At 66.4% G+C, this 17,224-nt stretch carries 11 protein-coding genes; 3 read left to right on the plus strand and 8 right to left on the minus strand.

Annotated features, from left to right (window positions below):
* Positions 1-17: 17 nt before the first annotated feature.
* Both ASE70_RS20060 and ASE70_RS17625 read right to left on the minus strand, forming a co-directional pair.
* Positions 18-185 carry a hypothetical protein gene (locus tag ASE70_RS20060; RefSeq protein ID WP_156347355.1) on the minus strand — a complete coding sequence of 56 codons (168 nt, stop codon included), beginning with the start codon at positions 183-185 and terminating at the stop codon, positions 18-20.
* 374 nt (positions 186-559) lie between these two features.
* Positions 560-1,123, minus strand: a complete 564-nt coding sequence (locus ASE70_RS17625; RefSeq protein ID WP_235520047.1) for a CAP domain-containing protein — start codon at positions 1,121-1,123, stop codon at positions 560-562.
* Positions 1,124-1,143: 20 nt separating this feature from the next.
* On the opposite strand from ASE70_RS17625, the gene hemW reads away from it, so the two are divergent.
* Positions 1,144-2,307 carry a radical SAM family heme chaperone HemW gene (hemW, locus tag ASE70_RS17630; protein WP_056507650.1) on the plus strand — a complete coding sequence of 388 codons (1,164 nt, stop codon included), beginning with the start codon at positions 1,144-1,146 and terminating at the stop codon, positions 2,305-2,307.
* A 61-nt stretch (positions 2,308-2,368) separates the two neighbouring features.
* Positions 2,369-3,373 (plus strand): N(4)-(beta-N-acetylglucosaminyl)-L-asparaginase, encoded by a 1,005-nt coding sequence (locus ASE70_RS17635; RefSeq protein ID WP_327196840.1) that lies wholly within the window; start codon positions 2,369-2,371, stop codon positions 3,371-3,373.
* Between the two features lie 60 nt (positions 3,374-3,433).
* Here the strand turns inward: ASE70_RS17635 and ASE70_RS17640 are convergent, their stop codons facing one another.
* The 6 genes from ASE70_RS17640 to ASE70_RS17665 form a co-directional block, all read right to left on the minus strand.
* A complete protein-coding gene (locus ASE70_RS17640; RefSeq protein WP_082451116.1) occupies positions 3,434-6,454 on the minus strand; it encodes a TonB-dependent receptor domain-containing protein in 3,021 nt (1,006 codons plus the stop codon).
* 214 nt (positions 6,455-6,668) lie between these two features.
* Complete coding sequence (gene nagE, locus ASE70_RS17645) at positions 6,669-8,351, minus strand: N-acetylglucosamine-specific PTS transporter subunit IIBC (RefSeq protein ID WP_056507652.1); 1,683 nt, start codon at positions 8,349-8,351, stop codon at positions 6,669-6,671.
* Positions 8,348-10,852: a phosphoenolpyruvate--protein phosphotransferase gene (gene ptsP, locus ASE70_RS17650; RefSeq protein WP_056507654.1), complete on the minus strand. Its 2,505-nt coding sequence runs from the start codon at positions 10,850-10,852 to the stop codon at positions 8,348-8,350. The genes nagE and ptsP overlap by 4 nt, the downstream gene beginning before the upstream one ends.
* Positions 10,853-10,927: 75 nt before the next feature.
* A complete protein-coding gene (nagA, locus tag ASE70_RS17655; RefSeq protein ID WP_056398163.1) occupies positions 10,928-12,055 on the minus strand; it encodes an N-acetylglucosamine-6-phosphate deacetylase in 1,128 nt (375 codons plus the stop codon).
* Positions 12,052-13,110 (minus strand): SIS domain-containing protein, encoded by a 1,059-nt coding sequence (locus tag ASE70_RS17660; protein WP_056507656.1) that lies wholly within the window; start codon positions 13,108-13,110, stop codon positions 12,052-12,054. Before ASE70_RS17660 ends, nagA begins: the two co-directional genes overlap by 4 nt.
* Positions 13,111-13,141: 31 nt before the next feature.
* Positions 13,142-13,879: a GntR family transcriptional regulator gene (locus ASE70_RS17665; RefSeq protein ID WP_056398169.1), complete on the minus strand. Its 738-nt coding sequence runs from the start codon at positions 13,877-13,879 to the stop codon at positions 13,142-13,144.
* A 484-nt stretch (positions 13,880-14,363) separates the two neighbouring features.
* Between ASE70_RS17665 and ASE70_RS17670 the strand changes: the two genes are divergently transcribed.
* Positions 14,364-17,159, plus strand: coding sequence for a TonB-dependent receptor (locus ASE70_RS17670; RefSeq protein WP_056507657.1), 2,796 nt, complete (start codon positions 14,364-14,366; stop codon positions 17,157-17,159).
* Positions 17,160-17,224 lie beyond the last annotated feature (65 nt).

Below are 17,224 nucleotides of genomic sequence, written 5' to 3' on the forward strand. Positions count from 1 at the left end.
CCTGCGCCGCGTCGCCGTCAATTTCCAGTGTTTGCAGCCAGATCGATCGCGTCTGCCATGACCTTGTAGCCGACGTCTTTTGGGGGAAGTTTATCACCGTCGCGGTACCGAGGATCGGCTTTGTCAGCGATCACGGCCGAAGCGGTCGAGCGCCTGCCGTACAGCCTCGCATCGCTCGCTTTCACCGGCAGTATCCTGTCAGGGCGGGATCGTCCGCGCGCTCGATGATCTGCTTGTCGGCCGCGATCAGGGCATCAGCCGTGACTGGATCGCCCCCCGTTGATCTAAGCTGCGGTCGATGTCGTTGATGCCCGGGTCGCGCTGCCAGCCGATCGGTCCAGCCCCGAAAGGCATTGATGGTGGAACCGGCACCTTCGGCGACAGAGGCACCCAAGGCAACGACGACGTTCGTAGACTGCGTTGGTGCTACGTCGACCTGGGTGAGGATGACCGGCGCACGGATGGAGACCGACAGTCGATCGAGCGCATCGACCGCCAGCGGGATAGGACCGCTTCTCAGCGGCGTCGCGTGGAAGGTGCTGCAGGACCGTCGCCTCTACTAATAAGCGCGCTGTCCCGCGACATTGCCGGCCGGCACGTAGCGGCACACGACATAGTCGTCGCGCGCGTTGCTCGCCTCGGCACAGCCGAACCGCTGCGTCGTCCGCCACATGATCTGGGTGTAATGCCCGACATCGCCGAACTTGCCGGTGCGGGACACAGCGGGCAGCACGCCCGGCAGATAGTCGCGCCGTTCGGCGACCCAATGCCCGACCATTTCGTCGTAGCGATAGGCACCGCGCGTGCCGGTCCACAAATTCTCACCTTGTTCGGGGGCCCCGCGCGGTTGCGCCGAATGTTCGAACCGACCGGTCTTCGCCAGCGTATCGGCATAGCGTCCGGCATCGCGCGCCAGTGCCGGGTCCCAGTCGAGCGGGGCCAGTCCCGCCGCTGCCCGCGCCGCCCGGTGACCCGCGTCCATCGCCTGTCGCAACAGCGCCGGTCCGTGCGGTGCCGGCCCTTCGAACGTGCGCGGTTCGACGATGCGTTCGGGGCCTGCCTCGCCGCCCGACGAACAGCCGGTCAGCAGCAAAACCGGCGCGAGTATTTGTATCGATCGCATGACGCCCATATGGGACGGCGATGGTGCCCGACCAACCTCCGCTCACGCTGCCGCCGCTGGCGCTCTACGTCCACTGGCCGTTCTGCGTGTCGAAATGCCCCTATTGCGACTTCAACAGCCATGTCCGCGATACGGTCGATCAGGCGGCGTGGTTGCAGGCGCTACTCGCCGATCTGGCGCATGAGGTCGCCGCGCTGCCCGACCGGCGGTTGGCGTCGATCTTTTTCGGGGGCGGTACGCCGTCGCTGATGCCGCCGGCGACCGTCGCCGCGATCATCGATGCCGCGTGCCGCGCGTGGCCGCCGACCGATGATATCGAAATCACGCTGGAGGCGAATCCGTCGTCGGTCGAGGCCGCGCGCTTCGCCGATATCGCCGCCGCCGGCGTCAATCGCGTGTCGCTGGGCGTGCAGGCGTTGCACGACGATGCCCTCGCCTTCCTCGAACGCGCGCATGGCGTCGAGGAGGCACTGGCCGCGCTCGGCGTCGCGCAGCGCCATTTCGCTCGGGTCAGTTTCGACCTGATCTATGCCCGGCCCGGCCAGTCGCTCGACCAGTGGCAAGCCGAACTCGCCCGTGCGCTGTCGTTCGGGACCGAGCATCTGTCGCTGTACCAGTTGACCATCGAGCCGGGCACGCGCTTTGCGACGCTAGCGGCAAAGGGGGCGCTGACCCTGCCCGATTCCGACCTTGCCGCCGACCTGTTCGAAACCACGCAGGCGATGACGTCGGCCGCCGGCCTGCCGCTGTACGAGGTGTCGAACCATGCCCGGCCGGGTGCGGAGAGCCGCCACAACCTGACCTATTGGCGCTATCGCGACTATGCCGGTATCGGTCCGGGCGCGCATGGCCGGCGTGGAGGCATGGCGACGGTCCGACGCAAGAAGCCCGAGAACTGGATCGCGGCGGTGACGCGCAACGGCCATGGCATCGAACGCGAGGATGCGCTGACCCCCGACGAACGCGTGACCGAGGCGCTGGTGATGGGCCTGCGGATGCGCGAGGGGATCGACCTTGCCCGCGTCGCGGCGCTGGGCGCACGACCGATCGACGCGGTAGTGCGCGCCCCCGCGGTGGCGCTGCTGGCGCGGCAGGGACTGGTGGCGCGCGAGGGCGACCGGCTGGCGCTGACCCCGGCGGGGTTTCCGGTGCTCGACGCGGTGCTGCGCGAGATCGCGGTATAGGCTTGCCCCGTTCCCGGCGACTGCGCACAACCGCGCATCACCAGTAAAAACGGGGCCGACCATGCCGACCATGCCGACCATCACCCGCCGCACCGCGATCGCCGGCCTCGCCGCCGCCACCGCATCGGCGACCCTGCCCGCCCGGCCGCGTGCCGGCGGCGTCCTGCGCGTCGCTTCGACATGGGACTTCGGTGCCGCCGCGAACGATGCCGCCGTTGCCCGGTTCAAGCGCGGCGGCACGTTGATCGACGCGCTCGAAGCCGGGGCGCAGGTGCCCGAAGCCGACCTGACCAACCATTCGGTGGGCAAGGGCGGCTATCCTGATCGCGACGGGCGCGTCACGCTGGACGCCGTCGTCATGGACGACAAGGGCCATGTCGGTGCGGTGGCGGCGATGGAGGATATCGCCCATCCGATTTCGGTCGCGCGCGCGGTGATGGAGCGTACCCCGCACACCTTCCTGGTCGGCGACGGCGCACGGCAATTCGCGCTGGCCAACGGCTTCACCGCCGAAAAGCTGCTGACCCCCGAAGCCGAGGCCGAATGGCGCAAATGGCTGAAAACGTCGAAATATGCGCCGGCCGCCAATAGCGAGAACGCCCGTGCCCCGCTCGGCGGGTCGCTCGACCATGACACGATCGGCATGATCGCGCGCGCGCCCGACGGATCGCTGGCCGGTGCCTGCACGACGTCGGGCATGGCGTTCAAGCTGCACGGCCGGGTGGGTGACTCGCCGCAGGTCGGCAGCGGCCTGTTCGTCGAGGCCGGGGTAGGTGCCGCAACCGCCACCGGTCTGGGCGAGGAAGTGACTCGGATCGCCGGCACCGCCCGCGTCGTATCGTCGTTGCGCGCCGGCATGTCGCCGATGGCGGCCTGTCGCGAAGCGGTCGAGCATATCGCCCGGTTGCGCGGGTCGGCGCTCGACGGGGTGCAGGTCGGTTTCCTCGCGATGGACGCGCGTGGACAGGTCGGCGCCTTCGCGATCCTGCCGGGCTTCACCTATGCCGTCACCGGCGACGACGGACGCAGCACGGTGTCGAAGTCGGCGAGCCTGCGCAGCGCCTGACGCGAAAAGGCCCTGTCACCGCGATGGTCACAGGGCCAGTTCGTTACCCGAAAAGCAGGATCAGAAGTTAACGGTAGCGCCAATCGAAATCTGACGACCCAGCGAGTCGTAGCGCGCCGGGATCGTGTTGTTGCGCGCCAGCGATACGTCATAGGAGTTCGGCAGGATCGGCGGCACCTTGTCGAGAAGGTTGTTGGCGGAGAAACGGAGCGTGAACTGCCGCCCGACCGCGAACGTTGCCGCCAGATCGAAATAGCTGACCGGATCGAAGCGATAGAAGGTCTTGCGTGCGTCCTCCGGCGTGCCGCCGAGGGCGGGGTCGCCCGAGTTCTTGGCATGGGTCAGCGAGCCGACATAGCGCCAGTTGAACGAGATCGACGCGACCTTGTCCGGCGTGATGTAGGTGGTGCGCAAGCCATGGGTCCATTTCGGGATCAGCTGCCCGCAACCATTGCCGAAAAGCCCTGCGCAGTTGCGTTCGTCGCGGATCGGCGATTCCTGATTGCCAGCCAGCGTCGTCCACGATCCGTTAAAGATCCAGTCGAGCGTACCGAACCGGTCGATCGGCAGAACATACTGGCCCTGGAAGTCCCAACCATGCGCCTTGGTCTTGTACGTGTTGGTCGTACCCTGCTGTATATAGCCCGAGGTCGGATTGCTCGCCGGCGCGCTGTACAAAATACCGGTGGTCGGCGCGCGGACGATCTTGTCGCAGAAATACGAGTCGCCGCCTGACGTCAGACAGCCTTCCTGCCAATAGCTGTAATCCGCATAGCCGATCGAGTCATCGATATCGATCAGGAAGCGATCGACCGAAAAGGTCAGCCCCGGCAGGAAGCGCGGCTTGAGCACCACCCCGAACGTCTTGGTCCAAGCGGTTTCGGGATCGACGGTAAAGCCGCCGGTGAACACCGTGCACTGGTTATTCGGGCAGTTCAGCGTCGGGCTGCCATACAGCGAATCCGCAAGGCCGGTGGCGCGACAGACGTCGATCGACGCACGCGGTGCTACGGTTTGCGTGATGGTGCGCGTGGGATCAGTGGGATCGGGTACCTGAATGGTTGTGCTGGCGCAGAAGTCGTTCTGCGAACCACCCTGCGTGCCGTACTGCCGCTGTGTCGCCTGCCGGATCTCGATCACGGTCGGCGCGCGCTGCGCCTTGTTGAACGCGCCGCGGAAGGTGACGTCCTGAATCGGAGCCCACAGCGCCTCGATCTTATACGTGCTGAACGTATCCGGATTGGTATCGTACTTTGATAGGCGATAGCCGGCATTGACCTGCAACAGATGCGTCCAGCGCTGCTTCTCGACCAGCGGCACCTGCACTTCGACGTTGGCTTCCTTCACGCTCTGCCGCAGCTGGAAATTCTCGCCGCCATTCTGCTCACGGAACGCCTGGTTGGCGGTGCCGAGGAAACGGTCCTTGCGATATTCGGCCCCAATGGCGAATGCCACGCCCTGGTCCGCCCATGGCGCAGTGATACCGTACTTGCCCAGGTCACCCGACAGGTTGGCCACCACGTCGAACAACTGAGTGACGTTGCCGTACGTACCGTCGCGACCGCTGAACAGATAATCGTAGAGCGCCGTATTGTTGTTGTTCGCAGTGAAGGCATCGAACGGGACGCAGCCGTCGGCGGTACCCGTGGCGCACGTCGGCGTGCCACCCACGTTGACGACGTTCAGCGACCGGTTGATCTTTGCGAATTCCGGGAACGGACCATTGGTCACGTCCTGCTGACTGCGCACATAGACGCCGGCGACGTCATAGCTCCACGCTTCGGCGATGGTCCCGCGCACGCCACCGACAGCGCGAATGCCCTGATTCTCGTACAGATCGGCCGAATAGGGCAGCGCGTTAAAGCGATAGCGTACCTCGATCGGCAACAGCGTCGACGTACCCGCCGCCGTACCGCAGATCGCGGCCTGCTGTGCCGTCGACATCAGCGGGTTGTTGCAGTTCACGCTGAACGGGGTCGAACCATAGGCGGTGAAGCTGAACACCCGTGCCGGGAAACGATTGTACGACTTGTCCTTGAACCACAAGCCGTTACCATACAGCTCGACCGCGTCCGACAGCTTCAGCGATACGAACCCGCCGGCATTCAGGCGGTTGCTTTCGCGCTGGTACGAATACCCGTCGAACGGATTCGCCTGGATGCCCACGCCGAACGGAACGAACGTCCGGGTACCATCGGGGTTGTTGGCATAGACACGGTTCGCCTGCGTGCCGCCGCGCGGGCTAAGGTAACCGTACTGGGTGTAGGTCGAGGTCGAGCAGCTGAGCGGGCCATCGATCCCGGCCTCCACCAGCTGACATGCCGAGCTGGCGCGGGCATCGTAAGGGACCAGGTCAGCCTTGCGATAGTTGACGAAGCCCATGACGCTCAGCCGGTCGTCGAACAGTTTCGTGCCCGCCGACAGCGTCAAATCGACGCGCGCGCCGTCGTTGGTCAGGCCACGCGGCACCGGGAACCCCGCCGCGCGGGCATAGGGACTGACCAGCGTGTCCTTATTCTCGTGATTGTAGAAATTGTAGTTGGCATTCAGATTGATGCCGTCCAGGTCCTTGCGCAGGATGAAGTTGACGACCCCGGCGACGGCATCCGAGCCGTAGACCGACGATGCACCGCCGGAAAGGACGTCGATGCGTTCGATCAGCGCCACTGGGATCATACCGGCGTCGACGCCGTTCTGCGTACCCAGCCGCAATCCGTCGACCAGCGTCAGCGTGCGTTCGAAGCCGAGGCTGCGCAACTTGATCCGCTGGCGACCGTCCGAATCCTGATAATTCTGCTGCGCATCCGGTGCGATCTGCGGCAAGCGGTTGAGAACGTCCTCGACATTGACAGCCGCCTGCAAGCGGATTTCTTCCGACGTAACCGACTGGATCGGCGCGGCCGACGTGGCATTGGGCCGACGTATACGCGTGCCGGTGACGACGATCGCGTCGTCGTCGTTGTCGGTCGTCGCGGTGTTCGTATCGGGCAGTGCCTCTACGGGCACGACCTGCGCATGGGCGGTACCAGCCAGCATCGTCGCGAGACAGGATGTGGCGAGCAGCTTCGTTATCGATTTCATTGAATCCCCCTTGTTGGCGCAGCGTCGCGTTTGTCGCTTGAGGAAGGGTCCGGCCCAGTCGGGTCGCACCGTCACCCGTCACGTCGCACGGCCTGTTCACCTGTGCGACAGTTTTCCGCCAGCACGCACACGGGTCAATATCGAATGAAACTAGATACCATATATGCGACACGTATTGCTAACAGCCGTGCTAATTCCGCAACACACCTTCGGACTATGACAGCAACAGATGCACCACCGTCGCGCTCGGCTGTGCCACCGCGCGGACGCCCGGCAACGTCGCGGGATCGATCGTCGCCGGTTGGGCCAGTTCGACGCGCATCCGGCCCGCCAGCGGTTCGACGCACAGGATCGCACCTGCCCCGCCCAACGCCTCGATCAGCGCCGCCGGAAGGGTGGGCTGCGTGACAGGCACTTCGGCTGACGGGACCGGGGGCGGGGGGGCGGCCGGACCGTTGGCCCCGGCTTCGCGAATTTCTTCCGCTACCTGATCGGCGATCGGGCCGACCACGACCTGCACCGCGCGTGCCGAGGGGCGCAGCACGCCCATCGCGCCTAGTGCCTTCAGCGCCGCTTCGTCGACCAGCGCTTGGTCCGCAACGACCAGCCGCAGCCGGGTGGTGCATGCCCCGATGCTGACGAGGTTGCCGCTGCCGCCCAGCGCGGCGAGGAACGCCCGCCCGCGCGCGCCATCGCCGGTGGCCGGGGCGCCGGTCATGGTCGGCGCACTGGCATCGCGGCCCGGCGTCTTCAGGTCGAACCGCACGATGAAGAAGCGGAACACCCCGTAATACAGCGCGAAATAGACGGCACCGACCGGCAGCAGCATCAGCGGCCGGGTCGCCTTCCCATAGTTCAGCACATAGTCGAACAGGCCGGCCGAAAAACCGAAGCCGAGCTTCACCCCCAGCCAGTCCATCAGCGCCATCGACAGCCCGGTCAGCACCGCATGGATCGCGTACAGCACGGGCGCGAGGAACATGAACGAGAATTCGATCGGCTCGGTCACGCCGGTCAGGAAGCTGGTCAGCGCGAGGCTGAGCAACATGCCGCCCACCGCCTTGCGCCGGTCGGGCAGCGCCGATCGGTACATGGCAAGGCATGCGGCGGGCAGGCCGAACATCATCACCGGGAAATAACCGGCCATGAACGCCCCCGCGGTCGGATCGCCGGCGAAGAAGCGACGCAGATCGCCGGTCGTCCCCCCGAAATCGCCGAGCACGAACCATGCGACGTTGTTGAGGATATGATGCAGCCCGGTGACCAGCAGCAGCCGGTTGAGCAGGCCGAACCCGAACAGGCCGAAGCTGCCCGACGCCACAAGGCCCCGGCTGAGCAGATCGAGCGCGGTGGTGATGCCGCCGAAACTCAGCCCCACCACGATGGCGATGCCGATGCCCACCACGCCGCTGACGATCGGCACGAACCGCCGCCCGCCGAAGAACGCCAGATATTCCGGCACCTTGATCGTCGCATAGCGATTATAGGCATGACCGCCGATCAGCCCAGCGACGATCCCGATCGGCACGTCGAGCTTGGCAAAGGCCTTTGCCTTCCACGCCGCCGACAGCGTCGCTGTCACGCCCGCATCGAAGCCCTGCGTCACGTCGGCCGGTACGGTCAGGAACACCGGCCCGCCATTCTTGACAACCAGATAGCAGACCACGCCGGCAAGGCACGCCGCGCCGTTGCCGTCGCGCGCGATACCGCAGGCGACGCCGATCGCGAACAGCAGGCCGAGATTGTTGAACAGCGCATCGCCCGCCGCCGCCAGCAGGGCGATGTCGAGCAGGTCGGGCTGGCCCAGCCGCAGCAACAGCCCCGCCACCGGCAGGACCGCGATCGGCAGCATGAGCGCACGGCCGATCGGCTGCAGCGTTTCGACGATCGACTTCATACGCCCTGCTCCTGAAGAAATTCGCGAACCATGATCCGCACTTCGGCCGGCGATGCCGCCGCAAGCGCGCGGACCGCCAGCAACCGGCAGCGATGGGTATCGAGCCGCCGGACCAGCGCCTTCAATTCGGGCACGAAGCGCGGGGACGCCGACAATTCGGTGATGCCGAGCCCGACCAGCAGCGGGATCGCCAGCCGATCCGATGCCAGCCCGCCGCATACCCCGACCCAGCGACGATGCCGTGCGGCCCCGTCGGTCGTGTGCGCGATCAGTTGCAGCACGGCGGGGTGCAGCCCGTCGATGCCGGACGCGACCGCCGGATTGCCGCGATCCATCGCCAGTGCATATTGGGTCAGGTCATTGGTGCCGATCGACAGGAAATCGGCATGCGCAGCCAGCGTCGCGGCGGTGACCGCCGCCGCCGGGGTTTCGACCATGATGCCGACCTCGACTCGGTCGGTGATGCCCAGTTCGGCGCGCAACCGGTCGACCACCGCGCGCACGGCGGCGATTTCGGCGACGCTCGCGACCATCGGGATCATGATCCGGCATTGCCCGACCGGCCGCACCGACAGGATGCCGCGCAACTGGGTTTCGAGGATATCGGGCATAGCCAGCGCGACCCGGATGCCGCGCAGGCCCAGCGCCGGATTTTCCTCCGGCGCGATCGGCAGATAGGGGGCAGGCTTGTCGCCGCCGATATCGAGCAGCCGCACGATCAGCGGCCGCCCATCGAGTTCGGCGGCGATCGCACCATATAGCGCGGCCTGTTCTGCGACATCGGGCGCGCTGTCGCGGTCGAGGAACAGGAATTCGGTGCGCAGCAGCCCCGACCCTTCCGCGCCATTGGCCATCGCCGCCTTCGCATCCTCGATCGAACCGAGATTGGCGAACGCCTCGATCCGGACGCCGTCGAGCGTCACACAGGCTTCGGTCGCGCAGGCGAGCGCGGCGTCGCGGTCGGCGGTGCGGCGATCGGCATGGGCGCGTGCCTCGGCCAGCGTCGCGGCATCGGGATCGACGTGCAGCACGCCGCCATCGGCGTCGAGGATCAGCGTCGCGCCATCGGCGACCTTACCCAGCGGCGTACCGATCGCGACCAGCGCGGGCAGACCCATTGTCGCCGCGAGAATCGCGACGTGCGAGGTCGGCCCGCCACGCTCTACCGCGAGGCCGATGACGCTGGCCGGATCGATCGCCATCACCTGCGACGGCAACAGATCGTCGGCGAGCAGGATAGTGCCGGCGGGGAAGGTCATCGCCTCCGCCTCCGTGCCGGTCAGTTCGCCAAGCACCTGCCGTTCGAGGTCGAGCAGATCGTCGGCACGCTCGGCCAGCCGCGCGTCGCCGAGATTACGGAGCGTCGCCGCCTGCGCCCGCGTCGCCGCGCGCCACGCATGGCCGGCATCGCGCCCGTCGCCGATGGCGCCGTTCGCGGCGTCGCGCAGATCGGCATCGTCGAGGAACGCGATATGCGCGGCGCGGATCGCCGCCCCCTCGCCGGTGGTCGTGGCCAGCGTCTCGCGCACCGCCGACAGCGCCGAATCGAGCCGTGCCGCCTCGATCGCCGCGCCTTGTCCATCGACCGGCACCGCGATGTCGGCGACGCGCAGCCAGCGGCCGGTGCCGATCGTATAGCCCGGCGCGGCCAGCGTGCCCGCCAGCTGCCCCTCGGGCAATGCGACCGCTGGCGGCGGCGGTGGCGGAGTGACCACGGGACTGGTCGCCGCCTCTCTGGCGCGCTCCCCCATGCCGCTCTCGATCAGCGTCACCAGCGCGGCGACGGCTTCGCGCGCGTCGGGGCCGCTCGCGATCACGTCGATCGTGTCGCCGAACCGCACGCCCAGCCCGAGCAGGCCGACCGCGCCGGTGGTGCGGGCTTCGGCCCCGTCCCGGCCCAGCCAGCTGGTCGCGACGAAGCCGCGCGCGACCTCGCCGATCTTCGCCGCCGGCCGCGCGTGCAGGCCGTGCGCCATCGCCACGCGCACCTGCCGGACGATCCGCTCGCCCTCCGCCGAAGACGGGGCGGCCATCGTCGCGGCGATCGGTTCGACGGTCATCAGCAACTGGCCGATCCCGACCACCCGGTCGGTCTCGCGCCGGACGATGCGAAAGGCATCGGCATTGGTGACGATGAGCGGCGTCATCAGCGACGGTGCCGCCCGCACCAGCGCGTCGAGGTCGAAATCGATCAGCGGCTGACCACGCTCGACCCGGTCGCCGACCCCCACCCGCGCGGTGAAATCGCGGCCGCCCAGCTGCACCGTGTCGATCCCGACATGCATCAACAGCTCGACCCCGCCCTCCCCGCGCAGGGTGATGGCATGGCCGCCGGCATGGAGCGTGAGGACCTCGCCGTCGCACGGCGCGTGCAGCGTGCCGCCGGTCGGGTCGATCGCGACCCCGTCGCCCAGCATCCGCCCCGCGAACACCGCGTCGGGCACCTCGTCGAGCGCGTTTGCCCAGCCTTGCAGCGGTGCGGTCAACAGGATGGCGGTCATGGTCGGCCCCTTCGTGCGCACGTCCGCCCCCCGGCGATCCGCGCGGATGCTGTTGTTCGTCCCGGCGAACCGGGATCAGACGATGCGGTTGCCCGCAATCCACGTGCCGCGCACGGTCAGGTCCCGGTCGAGCCAGACGAAATCGGCGCTATGCCCGATATCGAGGCTGCCGATCCGGTGCGACAGGCGCAGGAACGCGGCCGGATTGGCCGATGCCATCGCCACCGCATCCTCGAACGCGACACCCAGTGCGTGGGTGTTGGCCACCGCCGTCGCCATGTCGAGATCGCATCCGGCCAGCGTGCCGTTGGCATCGACGCACACGCCGTTTTCGACATGGATCGGTTGCCCGTTGAGCACGAATTCCTTGGCTTTCGCACCGACCGTCGGCATCGCATCGGTCACCAGCATGAACCGGTCGATCGGCCGTGCCGCCAGCGCCACGCGGATCGCGGCGGGATGCAGATGCGCGCCGTCGACGATCAGCCCGGCATAGACCGACTTGTCCTCCAGCACCGCCCCGACCACGCCCGGATCGCGATGCTTGAGCGGCGACATCGCGTTGTAGAGATGCGTTACGCCGCGCGCGCCCGCGTCGATCGCGGTGCGCGCCTCTTCATAGGTCGCATCGCTATGGCCGATGCTGACGATCACCCCGGCCGCGACCAGCCGCTCGATGGCGGCGGGTTCGTTGCGTTCGGGGGCCAACGTCACCATCACCACGCCCTTGCGCGGCCGGGTGAGCAACTCGATCGCCGCATCGTCCAGTGCGCGGAAATGGTTCGCGTCGTGAATGCCCTTGCGTAGCGGGTTCAGGAACGGCCCTTCGACATGGATGCCGACCACCCCCGGCACGCCTTGCTCGATCGCGGCATCGACCGCGTCGAGGCCCGCGGCAACCACGTCCAGCCGGTCGCTGATGAGCGTCGGCAGGAAGGCGGTGGTGCCATAGGTCGCATGCGCCGCGCCGATCGCGGCGATGCCCGCGACGGTCGGGTGGTCGTTGAACAATACCCCGCCGCCGCCATTGACCTGCGTATCGACGAAACCCGGGACCAGCCAGCCGCCGTCGAGGTCGATCACCTGCGCATCGTCACCGGCGTGGAAATCGGTGATGACGCCGCCCTCGACACGGAACGCGCAGCTTTCCTGCTGGCACTGGTCGGCGAGCACGCGCCCGCCGCGGAAGACGAAGCTGCTCATCGCGTTTCAGTGACCTTGCGCAGATGCGGCGGCTGATCGGGGTTCAGGCCCCGGCGCAGCGACACCGTGTTGACCATGCGGTAGAAGCTCTGGATCATCAGGATCGGTTCGATCGCGGGATGGCTGCGGATCGTCGGCGGGTGGCTGTCGCCATCGGACGCATCGGCCAGATGCACCGCCGCGCCGCGCGACGCGAATTCCGCCGCCGCCGCGCGAACGTCGTCGCCGGCATCGTCCGACGTCGCGAAACCGAGCAGCGGGAAGCCGTCGTTGATGATCGCCATCGGCCCGTGGCGGACTTCGGCGCTGCTGAACGCCTCGGCATGGAGCGCCGAGGTTTCCTTCATCTTCAATGCCGCTTCCTGCGCCACGCCGAAGCTGTAACCGCGCCCAATCACGAACAGGTTGCGCGCCTGTACCAGCGTGTCGGCAACCGCCGTCCAGTCGAGCCCGAACGCCGCCTCCAGCTGTTCGGGCAGCGCGTCCAGCGCCGCCAGCAGCGCCACATCCTCGCTCCAGTGCGCGGCGATCGCGGCGAGGCCGGTCAGCGACGCGATGAACGACTTGGTCGCCGCGACCGACGTTTCCGGCCCGGCCGACAGCGGCAGCACGGTGTCGGCCAGCGCGGCGAGCGGCGAATCCTCGACATTGACCAGCGCGACGACTCGCGCCCCCGCCGCCTTGTAGCTTTCGACCGTGCGCAGCAGGTCGGGGCTGCGGCCCGATTGCGACACCGCAATCACCAGCGCGTTCATCCGCTCCATCCGCGTCGCATAGACCGACGCGACCGACGGCGCGGCGCTGGCAACGGGCACGCCGCACAGCGTCTCGACCAGATATTTGCCATAGGTCGCGGCATGATCCGACGACCCGCGCGCGCAGGTGACGACCAGCGCCGGCGGATCGGCGCGCAGCGATGCGCCGAGATCGGCCAGCGCCTGCGCATTGCGCGACAGGAAACGGGCGGCGGACGCACCGCCCTCCCCCGCTTCGCGGTGCATGGCGGTATGCTCGGCAACGACCGGCTTCGGCCCGGTTTCGACGGTGGACGTCATGAACCCCCTCTTGGTGCCGGCCCGCGCCGGATCAGCTTGCGTTCAGTTCGGCGACCACGTCGTACGCGTCGCCACGATAATAGGACTGGGTAAACTCGACCGTGTCGCCATCGGCGAGGAACCCGCGCCGTTCGATGAACAGCCCGGCATGACCGGTCTCGACCCCCAGCCGCCGCGCCTGTTCGGCGGGAAACGCCATCGCGCGCAACCGCTGCAACGCACGCACCGGCCGCGATCCCGCCGCCTCCAGCGCCGCATAGAGCGAGTCGCCGACCGCATCGACGCCCGGCAGGCAGTTGCCCGCGATCGTCGCATATTCGACCGCCATCGGCACGTCGTCGGCATAGCGCATCCGCTGAAACCGATAGACCGGCGCGCCCGGCGACAGCCCCAGCGACATCGATTCCTCGGGCGTGACCAGCCCGGTCGATTTCGACACCCACGCACTGCTCGGCACCCGGCCACGCGCGACCATATCCTCCGAAAAGGACGACAGCTTCGAAAAGCTCTTGTCGACCCGCGCCGCGACGAAGGTCCCCGCCCCGCGCCGCCGGACGACCAAACCTTCCTTGGCCAGCCCCTCGATGGCCTTCCGCACGGTGATGCGCGACACGTCATATTCGACGGCCAGGTCGCGTTCGGGCGGGATCGCATCGTCCTGTTGCAGGATCTTCCGCTCGATCGCGGTGCGGACCAGCTGCTGCAACTGGACATAGAGCGGCGCGTGCGCGTCGTCGCGCAACCGGCCGACCCGATCTGAAAATTCCATACCCACGCCCTTCATACCCATCGGGCGATCAACGTAAAGGGCGGTCTGGACGTTCACAATCACCGTAATAGGTATGTTTTTGGTACTACACAAGTGCGCGAGCGGAACGAAAACCGGGGACATCAGCCGGTCGTCCGGCATCGTCGTACTATGATTGGCACTACCTCGAACCGCCGCCTGATCGCTACCTACTACTGTATACGGTTAACCAGCCCTTCCGTATTTTTGTAAGTATATTGCGCGTGATCGGCGGATAACGGTGTGAATCGGCCAAATTCACTAGGTACAGCATCATATTTTCTCACCGGTGCAACTCTTTTTCATTTTTATGTAGATTTTATTATCGTAATTGGTCACATTGCGACCGACCAAAACGAGCTTGCATGGTACCAATATAGTACCAAAGCGTGGCGCATGGCGTCGTTGCCCGTCGCGGCCAATCGGGGAGGGCGCAATTCGCGCCTGGATAGAAGGGGTAGGGACCATGGCTTTTTCGCGTTTCGCATATCTAGCCTCCACCGCGCTGGTCGCCGTGGCGACGCCGGCACTGGCACAGGAAGCGCCGACCACGACGCCGCCTTCGTCGGCTGACGACGACACGATCACCGTCACCGGCATTCGCAAGTCGATCGCCGACTCGATCGCGACCAAGCGCCGCGCAGATTCGATCGTCGACGTCATCTCGGCTGAAGACGTGGGCAAGCTGCCCGACAGCAACATCGCCGACTCGCTCGCCCGCCTGCCCGGCGTCACCGTCGACCGCCAGTTCGGCGAAGGCGAGCAGCTTTCGATCGCCGGTACCGAGCCCGCGCTGAACCGCGTGACCATCGACGGCCATTCGGTCGCCTCGGCCGACTGGGGCGGCAACCCGTCCGACCGTTCGAGCCGTTCGTTCAACTATTCGCTGCTGTCGCCGACGATCATCAGCCAGGCGGTCCTGTACAAGACCCCCGAAGCCCGGCTTCAGGAAGGCGCGATCGGCGGCACCGTCGATATCGTCACCCGCAAGCCGCTCGAGCTGAAGTCGAACACGATCGCGGCCACCGCCGGCGGCGAATATAACGACCGGGCCAAGCGCGGCAGCTTCCGCGGTTCGGCGCTGTACAGCTGGAAGAACCAGGACGAGACGATCGGCTTCCTCGGCTCGGTCAGCTACGACAAGGAACAGCTGAGCCGTGCCGGCGTCGCCAGCTACTGGTATCGCACCGGTGCCGCGCTGCTGGAGAGCTTCAGCACCACCAATGCCGACGGATCGCGCAATCCGATCCAATATGGCGCTGACGGTCGCGCGGTCATGGGTGCCACGATCAACGGATCGCGCCCGAACGCCGCCACCATCGCGGCGTTCAGCGCCTCGCGCTATGCCTCGTTCCTCGCCCGCGAATTCTTCAAGCAGGAACGCGAGCGCGTCAGCTTCAGCGGCGCGGTTTCGGCCAAGCCGACCGACAACCTGACCGTCACCGGCACCGCGCTGATCATCCGCGGCAATTACGACAACGTGTCGAATTCCGAATATACATATGGCTTCGAAGGATCGCGGATGACCGCGGCAACCTTCGTTCCGGGACAGAACGGCCAGCCGGGCATCGTCGATTCGGCGACCTTCACCGGCATCACCTCGGGCACCGGATCGACCGGTCAGCTCGACACCTATTATCGCCGTACCCGCTTGAAGAACGACTCGGTATCGCTGCTGGTCGACTGGACGCCGGGCGACTGGGTCATCAACGGCAACCTCGGCGCCACCCGCGCGACCGGCGGCAAGGACCCCGAATATCTGCTCGACTTCCGTACGCAGCAGGGCTTCACTGCCGGCGCGAACGGCCGCAACACGCAGGTCAACTGGAACTCGCCGGCCAGCGACGCGACCAAGTGGCTGAGCAACTTCACCGCCAATGGCGGCGAGAACATCACCGCCACCGATGGCCGCAAGTTCTTCGGTCGCCAGATCGGCGGCATCCCGCTCCAGTCGGGCTTCACCACCGACAACGAGGTCTTCGGTGAAGTGAACGTGAAGCGCGACGTCAACTTCGGTCCGCTCAAGACCATCTTGTTCGGTGGTCGCTATGCTTCGCACCTGAACGGCAACACGACCTACAGCAACGCGATCTTCACCAACCAGAACTATACGCTGGCCGATCTCGATTTCTACGTTCAGGACAGCAACCTGTACAACGGCCTCGGCACGTCCGGGAACGGCACGCCCTATGCCACGCTCGACAAGGACGGCATTCTCGGCGCGCTGACCAAGTACGGCAACTTCACCGACGATCGCGGCCTGTCGAAGGGCGATTACTGGCGCGTTCGTGAAAAGATCGCGGCGGGCTACATCCAGGCGAATTTCGAGCTGGGCAAGGTTCGCGGCAACGTGGGCGGCCGTCTGGTCAACACGTCGGACCGTTCGACCTTCTATGAAACGAAGCAGGACAATTCGGTCCTCCTGACCACGGTCAATTCGGACGAGACGCGCTTCCTGCCGGCCGCCAACGTGATCTTTCAGGCGGGTGAGGACGTCGTGCTGCGCGCCTCGGCAGCCAAGGTCATTGCCCGTCCGCGCTACGGCGATCTTGCCGGATCGACCAACGTGCGCGTGCTGACCGCCAATCCGGCCAATCCGAGCACCGACATCGGCGAAGGCAGCGGCGGCAATGCCGACCTCAAGCCCTATGCCGCGACCAATTACGGCCTGTCGGCGGAATGGTATTTCGCACCGGCCAGCTTCCTTGCGGCGGAATTCTTCTACCGCGACATCTCGAACTATGTCGGCAATTCGGTGCTGGACGAAACGCTGGTCAACGATGCGACCGGCCGTACCGGCGTGTATTCGATCAACCGTCCGCGCAATGGCGGCAAGGCGTCGGTGACCGGCATCTCGCTGTCGGGCAACACCAACCTGATCTGGGGCTTCGGCGTGCAGGGCAGCTACACCTTTGCCGATGCGGAAACCCCGTTCGCCAACGGCCTGCCCTTCCTGTCGCGGCACACCTTCACGATCGTTCCCTATTACGAGGAAGGTCCGTTCCAGGCCCGGGTCAGCTACAACCGGCGTTCGAAGTATTTCTATCGCTTCGGTCGTCAGGCCAGCTCGGACTATACCGACTCCTACCGTCAGCTCGACGCGCAGATCAGCTACGCGATTTCGGAAGGCATCGGCATCACGGCGGCGGCGTCGAACCTGCTCGACGAAACCTATTATCAGTACAGCAGCACGCCGGACGCACCGACGTCGATCTACAAGAACGGTCGCGTGTTCTCGCTCAGCGCCACCTTCCGCATGTAAGGGGGCCGGCGATACGGGGGGTGCGGCCCGTGCCCCCCGATTCGTCGAAGGCCCCGGCTTTGCCG

It is taken from the genome of Sphingomonas sp. Leaf22 (genome assembly GCF_001421715.1).
Lineage (GTDB): Bacteria > Pseudomonadota > Alphaproteobacteria > Sphingomonadales > Sphingomonadaceae > Sphingomonas.

What these genes read in the sequence shown, in the direction of transcription:
- ASE70_RS17625 (WP_235520047.1), bottom strand. Translation starts at nt 1,123, where the DNA reads ATGCGATCGATACAAATACTCGCGCCGGTTTTGCTGCTGACCGGCTGT.
- ASE70_RS17635 (WP_327196840.1), top strand. Translation starts at nt 2,369, where the DNA reads ATGCCGACCATGCCGACCATCACCCGCCGCACCGCGATCGCCGGCCTC.
- hemW (WP_056507650.1), top strand. Translation starts at nt 1,144, where the DNA reads ATGGTGCCCGACCAACCTCCGCTCACGCTGCCGCCGCTGGCGCTCTAC.
- ASE70_RS17670 (WP_056507657.1), top strand. Translation starts at nt 14,364, where the DNA reads ATGGCTTTTTCGCGTTTCGCATATCTAGCCTCCACCGCGCTGGTCGCC.
- nagE (WP_056507652.1), bottom strand. Translation starts at nt 8,351, where the DNA reads ATGAAGTCGATCGTCGAAACGCTGCAGCCGATCGGCCGTGCGCTCATG.
- nagA (WP_056398163.1), bottom strand. Translation starts at nt 12,055, where the DNA reads ATGAGCAGCTTCGTCTTCCGCGGCGGGCGCGTGCTCGCCGACCAGTGC.
- ptsP (WP_056507654.1), bottom strand. Translation starts at nt 10,852, where the DNA reads ATGACCGCCATCCTGTTGACCGCACCGCTGCAAGGCTGGGCAAACGCG.
- ASE70_RS17660 (WP_056507656.1), bottom strand. Translation starts at nt 13,110, where the DNA reads ATGACGTCCACCGTCGAAACCGGGCCGAAGCCGGTCGTTGCCGAGCAT.
- ASE70_RS17640 (WP_082451116.1), bottom strand. Translation starts at nt 6,454, where the DNA reads ATGAAATCGATAACGAAGCTGCTCGCCACATCCTGTCTCGCGACGATG.
- ASE70_RS17665 (WP_056398169.1), bottom strand. Translation starts at nt 13,879, where the DNA reads ATGGAATTTTCAGATCGGGTCGGCCGGTTGCGCGACGACGCGCACGCG.